The organism is Micromonospora sp. 4G55, from assembly GCF_016803375.1.
In genome coordinates this window covers 1-6,172 of sequence record NZ_JAEVHN010000371.1, presented here as the reverse complement: position 1 = coordinate 6,172, position 6,172 = coordinate 1, and the positions used below count along the sequence as shown (strand labels likewise).

At 74.6% G+C, this 6,172-nt stretch carries 4 protein-coding genes and 4 pseudogenes; 3 read left to right on the top strand and 5 right to left on the bottom strand.

Annotated elements, in window-relative coordinates:
• Window positions 1–217 (bottom strand): annotated as a pseudogene (locus JNW89_RS24690) (A/G-specific adenine glycosylase); the annotation flags it as partial.
• 96 nt (window positions 218–313) lie between these two features.
• On the opposite strand from JNW89_RS24690, the gene JNW89_RS24685 reads away from it, so the two are divergent.
• The 3 genes from JNW89_RS24685 to JNW89_RS24675 all read left to right on the top strand — a co-directional run bounded on the left by JNW89_RS24685 (window position 314) and on the right by JNW89_RS24675 (window position 2,222).
• Complete coding sequence (locus JNW89_RS24685; protein ID WP_088959964.1) at window positions 314–826, top strand: glycine cleavage system protein R; 513 nt, start codon at window positions 314–316, stop codon at window positions 824–826.
• Window positions 823–1,386: a peptide deformylase gene (locus JNW89_RS24680; protein WP_238450683.1), complete on the top strand. Its 564-nt coding sequence runs from the start codon at window positions 823–825 to the stop codon at window positions 1,384–1,386. Before JNW89_RS24685 ends, JNW89_RS24680 begins: the two co-directional genes overlap by 4 nt.
• Before the next feature lie 107 nt (window positions 1,387–1,493).
• Window positions 1,494–2,222 carry a hypothetical protein gene (locus tag JNW89_RS24675; RefSeq protein ID WP_238450682.1) on the top strand — a complete coding sequence of 243 codons (729 nt, stop codon included), beginning with the start codon at window positions 1,494–1,496 and terminating at the stop codon, window positions 2,220–2,222.
• Window positions 2,223–2,231: 9 nt separating this feature from the next.
• Here the strand turns inward: JNW89_RS24675 and disA are convergent.
• The 4 genes and pseudogenes from disA to JNW89_RS24655 all read right to left on the bottom strand — a co-directional run.
• Window positions 2,232–3,411 (bottom strand): annotated as a pseudogene (disA, locus tag JNW89_RS24670) (DNA integrity scanning diadenylate cyclase DisA).
• Window positions 3,412–3,553: 142 nt separating this feature from the next.
• Window positions 3,554–5,009: pseudogene (radA, locus tag JNW89_RS24665) on the bottom strand (DNA repair protein RadA).
• 87 nt (window positions 5,010–5,096) lie between these two features.
• Window positions 5,097–5,846, bottom strand: a complete 750-nt coding sequence (locus JNW89_RS24660; RefSeq protein WP_238450680.1) for a hypothetical protein — start codon at window positions 5,844–5,846, stop codon at window positions 5,097–5,099.
• 142 nt (window positions 5,847–5,988) lie between these two features.
• Window positions 5,989–6,172 (bottom strand): annotated as a pseudogene (locus JNW89_RS24655) (hypothetical protein); the annotation flags it as partial.

Here is a 6,172-nt window from a genome sequence, read left to right as displayed (position 1 = left end):
CCTCGGCCGGCGTGTCGGCGGCCAGCGCGGCCGGGTCGGGCCAGCGGTCCAGCCAGGCCCGCCAGGCGGGCAGCACCCGGACCACCGGGGTCTGCTGGAGCATCACCTCGCTGACCAGGATCGCCCAGGCCCCGACCCCGGGCTCGCGCCAGGGGAGGTCGCGGGCGTTCTCCTCGTACCACCGGCTGACCAGGGTGGCGAAAGTCGGTTCAGTCATCGCGTCGCCGATGATGTCACGCGGGACGGTCCCGCTGGATGGGCGACCCGGGCGGGGCGACGCGGACCGTCGGCGCGGATCGTGCAGAATGCCCGGATGAACGAGCTCGCGATCACCGTCATCGGCCGGGACCGGCCGGGCATCGTGGCCGACGTCGCCGAGGTGCTCGCCCGGCTCGGCGCGAACCTCACCGACTCCACCATGACCCGGCTGCGCGGTCACTTCGCGATGACCCTGATCTGCGTCGGCCCGGCCGCCGCCGAGGTGGAGGCCGCCCTGGCCCCGCTCGCCGCCGACGGCCAGCTGCTGGCCACGGTACGCGCGGTCACGCCCGACGGGGTGGCGGCGCGGGCCGGGGAGCCGTACGTGATGGCGGTGCACGGCGCGGACCGGATGGGCATCGTGGCGGCGATGACCCGGGTGCTCGCCGACGCCGGCGGCAACGTGACCGACCTGAGCACCCGGCTCGCCGGTTCGCTCTACGTGGTGGTGGCCGAGGTGGACCTGCCGCCGGGCAGCGCGGACGAGCTGGCCGGACGCCTCGCGGCCACCGCCGCCGAGCTGGGCGTCGAGGTGTCCCTGCGGCCGGCCGACCCGGACCTGCTGTGAGCGAGGAGGAGTACGCCGGCCTCGGCGACTGGACTCCGGAGACGCTGGCCGTGCCCGGTGAGGTGCGTCAGGTGGTCGCCGCCCCGCACCCGGTGCTGAGCCGGCCCGGTGGCGCGGTCGACCCCACCGCGGTGGAGACCGTCCAGCTGGCCGCCGACCTGATCGCCACCATGCGGGTCTCGCCGGGCTGCGTGGGGCTGGCCGCCCCGCAGGTGGGCGTGGGCGCGCAGGTGTTCGCCGTGGACGTCACGGGCCACCCGAAGGCGGTCACCGTGCACGGCACCTTCGTGCTCTGCAACGCGCGGGTGGTCGAGGCGACCCGGTGGAAGCCGGGGCGGGAGGGCTGCATGTCGGTCCCGGACCTGACCGGGGACGTGAAGCGGGCCAGCCGGCTGGTGGTGGAGGGCGACCTGCCCGGCACCGGGAAGCCGGTCCGGCTGGTCACCGACGGCTTCGAGGCGCGCGCGCTGCAACACGAGGTCGACCACTGCTCGGGGTTGCTCTTCCTCGATCGGGTCGCCGGCGCGCACGCCGTCTACCAGCGCAAGGTCTACCTGTGACCGGCGGCCGCCGGGTGTCGTGAGTGGAGGGTGGAGGCGGTGATCCGGGCGGTGTCCGGCGCGTCGCGACCAGTCGGAGTGCGGTGCGCAGCTACGGTGGGGGCATCATGCGTCTGACGGTCGGTCCCCTGCCATCCGCCGTGTACTGGCGGCGTCGCGCCGTCGTGCTCGGAGCGGGGCTTCTCTTCCTGATTGTCCTGCTCTATTCCTGCAACCAGTCGGGGGACACCGCCACGACATCGGGGGCCAGATCCACCCCGACGTCGCCGGCCGTCGATCCGGCACCGACCGGTTCGGCGTCCGCCGCCGGGTCCGCCGCATCGACGGGCACGCCGGACGCGCCGGACTCCGGGGGCGGTCCGGCCGGCGATCCGGGTACGACCACCACGTCGGCGGCCGCGCCGCCCGTCGTGCCCGCCGGCCCGGCCGTGGTCGATGACGGAACCTGCACGGACGCCGAGCTCCGCGTGACGTCGCAGGCGCTCCCCTCCGAGGTGCGGCGGGGCGCCCTGGTGGACCTGACCCTCAAGGTCAAGAACACCGCGCAGCGGACCTGCAGCCGGGACGTCGGGGCCGACCTCCAGGAGCTCTTCGTCAAGTCCGGCGCGGAGAAGGTCTGGTCGTCGGACACCTGCGGCACCGGCAAGGGCTCGGACGTGCAGTCGTTCACCCCGGGCTTCGAGCGCTCCTACCAGCTGACCTGGAACGGCAAGGACGTCAGCCGGTGCGCCGGCGGGGTGGCCGCCGGGCCGACCCCGCCCGCCGGGACGTACCAGGTCTTCGCCCGGGTCGGCACCAAGCTCAGCGAGCCCGTGAAGCTGGTCATCACCAACTGACCGGACCGGTCAGACGTACCGCTCCAGGATGGACGCCTCGGCGAGCCGGGACAGCCCCTCCCGTACGCCCCGCGCCCGGGCGTCGCCGACCCCGTCGACGGCCTGGAGGTCCTCCACGGTGGCGCCGAGGAGCCGCTGGAGGCTGCCGAAGTGCACGACCAGCCGGTCGACGATCGCCACCGGCAGCCGGGGCACCTTCGCCAGCAGCCGGAACCCGCGCGGGCTGACCGCCGCGTCGAGGGCGTCGGAGGCGGCCGGGTAGCCGATCGCCTTGGCCACCGACACCAGGTCGATCAGTTCGGTGGCGCCGAGCAGGTCCAGCTCGACCAGCGCCTCGTCGAGGGTGCGCGACTTGCGGCCGGTGGGCAGGTAGTCGCGGATGACCAGGGTGCGGTCGGCGTCCACGCCGGCCATCAGCTCGTCGAGCTGGAGGGCGAGCAGCCGGCCGTCGGTGCCCAGCTCCACCACGTACCCGGCGATCTCGTCGGCGATCCGGCGGACCATCTCCAGCCGCTGCACCACCGCGACCGCGTCGCGGACGGTGACCAGGTCCTCGATCTCCAGCGCGGAGAGGGTGCCGGAGACCTCGTCCAGGCGGAGCTTGTAGCGCTCCAGGGTGGCCAGCGCCTGGTTGGCCCGGGACAGGATGGCCGCCGAGTCGTCCAGGACGTGCCGCTGGCCGTTGACGTAGAGGCTGATGATCCGCATGGACTGGCTGACCGAGATGACCGGATAGCCGGTCTGCCGGGCGACCCGCTCCGCGGTGCGGTGCCGGGTGCCGGACTCCTCGGTCGGGATGGACGGGTCGGGCATCAGGTGCACGCCCGCCTGGACGATCCGGGTGCCGTCGCTGGAGAGCACCACGGCGCCGTCCATCTTGCACAGCTCGCGGACCCGGGTGGCCGAGAACTCGACGTCCATCGGGAATCCGCCGGTGCAGATCTGGTCGACCACCTTGTCGTAGCCGAGCACGATCAGCGCCGGTGCGGCCCCGCAGGATCCGCTCGAGGCCGTCGCGCAGCGCGGTGCCGGGCGCCATCAGGGCGAGGTTGGCCCGCAGCGGATCCCCGGCGCTCCCGGCGCCCCCGGTCACGCTCACGCTGATCGTGCGGGCGGGCGAGCCCACGGCACCGGTGCGGGCGTGGGGTGTCGCGCCGGCAGGCTTGGTGGTATCGCGGTCGATCGGCACGCGCACAGTCTACGGACTGCCGTGCGGTGGGTGCTGTCGTGGTTACTGTGATGTGTCACGGCGTCGGATCCCTGAAGTGCCGGTGGCTGTGCCGGGCCTGTCCGGTATGGCCCGCGCGGTCCGGCCCGGCGGCCACCGTCGGTCATTCGGCGGATGCGCGGGCGACACACTGCAGCGCCGAGCGCACGTCCGTGACCTCCATCACCCGCATGTTATCCGGGCCGCCCCGGTGCTGCCCGGCCCGCAGCCCTGCGGCACCAGCGCCACCCGGAAGCCGAGCCGGGCCGCCTCCGCCAGCCGGCGGGGGACCGCGCCCACCCGGCGCACCTCGCCGGTCAGGCCGACCTCGCCGATCGCCACCAGGTTGGGCGCGATGGCCAGGTTCAGCCCGCCGGACGCGACGGCCAGGGCGACGGCCAGGTCGCCGCCGGCTCCACCACCCGGATGCCGCCGACGGTGGCGGCGAACACCTCCCGGTCGTGCAGCGTCAGCCGCTCGGTGCGGCGCTGGAGCACGGCCAGCACCATGGCCAGCCGGGCCCCGTCCAGCCCGGAGACCGTCCGCCTCGGCGAGCCGGCGACCGTCGCGCCGATCAGCGCCTGCACCTCGGTGACCAGGGCCCGCCGCCCCTCCATCGCGACCGTCACGCAGGTGCCGGGCACCGGCTCGGAGTAGCGGGTCAGGAAGAGCCCGGACGGGTCGGCGAGGCTGCTGATGCCCCCCTCGTGCATCTCGAAGCAGCCGACCTCGTCGGCGGCGCCGAACCGGTTCTTGACGCCCCGGACCATCCGCAGCGACGAGTGCTTGTCGCCCTCGAAGTGCAGCACCACGTCGACCAGGTGCTCCAGCACCCGGGGACCGGCGACCTGGCCGTCCTTGGTGACGTGGCCGACCAGCACGGTGGCGATGCCGCGCTCCTTGGCGACGGCGACCAGGGCGGCGGTGACCGCCCGGACCTGGGTGACCCCGCCCGGCACCCCCTCGGTGCCGGTGGTGGAGATGGTCTGCACCGAGTCGAGCACCAGCAGCCCCGGCTTCACCGCGTCGAGGTGGCCGAGCACGGCGCTCAGGTCGCTCTCGGCGGCCAGGTAGAGCTGGTCGTGCAGGGTGCCCATCCGCTCGGCGCGCAGCCGGACCTGGCTGACCGACTCCTCGCCGCTGACCACCAGGGAGGGGCTGCCCGCGCCGGCGGCCCACTGCTGGGCCACGTCGAGCAGCAGCGTCGACTTGCCGACCCCGGGCTCGCCGGCGAGCAGCACCACCGCGCCGGGCACGAGGCCGCCGCCGAGGACCCGGTCGAGCTCACTGACCCCGGTGGGCCGGGCCCGCGCGGGAGCGGCGCTGATCGTGGCGATCGGCCGGGCCGGCTCGGCCGGCAGCCGGGAGCTGACCACCCGGCCGGAGACCATCGGCCCGGTCACCGTGCACTCGACCACCGAGCCCCACTCGCCGCACTCGGGGCAGCGCCCCACCCACTTGGGCGGCTGATGCCCGCAGGCGTCGCACTCGTAGGCCGGGCGGGGCTCGCGGGCGGCCCGGCCGCGGGAGGCGCCGGAGGCCGCGCCACCCCGTGCCGGGGTCGATCGGGAGGTGGTCACCACAGGACGCTAACCCCCTGGTGCGACGAAAACACCGTCGCGTGGTGGTCACCACGCCGACGGTGTCGACAGTTCCGTGCCGGGGGATCAGCCGCCGTGGCCGGAGCCGCCCTCCTCGCCACCGCCCTCGTGGCCGCCCTCGCGCTCGATGATCGGGGAGACCGGGGCGGCCGGGGTCAGCGGCACGCCGATCGGCGCGCTGGTCTGGATCGTCCTGCCGTTGCCGAAGTCGAAGGTCAGGTCGACCTGCTGGCCGACGCGCAGCGCCTCGGTCAGCCCGACGAGCTGGAGGAAACGGCCACCCTGCACGTTGAGCTGCACGTAGCTCAGCGCCGGGATCTCGAAGCGGGCCGGCTGGCCGGCCGGGGCCGAGGGGCTGGCCGACGCGCTCTCCGACGGGCTGGCCGAGGCCGAGCCGGACGGCGACGCGCTCTCGGACGGCGAGGCGCTCTCGGCGGGGGAGGCGCTCTCCGACGGCGCGGTGCCTACTTCCGGCGGGGGCGTCGCGCCCGGCTTGCCGGTGATCACGACCTCACGCGCGCTGTCCGTGGTGACGGTCACGGTCACCCGGTCCCGCGTGTCGTTGTAGATCACGGTGTTGAGCGCGGCGTTCGCGCCGGTGCGCAGGCCCTCGGTGCCGGGGTACTCCACGTAGAGGCCGCGCACCTTGTAGGCGTTGTCCGGAGTCTGGACGTTGATGCCCTGGATCGACGGCTCCTTGTTGGCGGTCTCGGACACCTGGCCGGCCCCGCATCCCGTCGCCAGCAGGGCGGTCGCCGCCGCCATGCCGGACAGCAGCAGGGCCGCCCGCCGGGAACCCCTGATCGAGCGCGTCACGTCGGTCCTCCTCGTCACGATCCCCACCCGGCCGTACCCCGGGCGCGGGGGTGGTCATACCCGCGCAGACCGCGCTCCAGGGTAGTTGGGGCTGATCGACGGTCGCACGGCGACCCGGTATTGCCACCTGGCCGGGTGCCGGTCAGATCACCCGACCGCTCGCGACCAGCAGCACCACATCGATCAGGGCCACCACCATCACCGCCCGGAAGGCCGTCACCGGCCGTCCGTGGCCCCCGCTCGCGGCGCGCCCGCCGTACCAGCCGAGCGGTGGCACCACGGCGGCGGCCACCACGGCCGACAGGCCCAACCACGACGGCGGCCCG

Excerpts from the sequence above, each read along its gene's own strand:
- JNW89_RS24685 (WP_088959964.1), top strand. The coding sequence starts at position 314 with ATGAACGAGCTCGCGATCACCGTCATCGGCCGGGACCGGCCGGGCATC.
- JNW89_RS24675 (WP_238450682.1), top strand. The coding sequence starts at position 1,494 with ATGCGTCTGACGGTCGGTCCCCTGCCATCCGCCGTGTACTGGCGGCGT.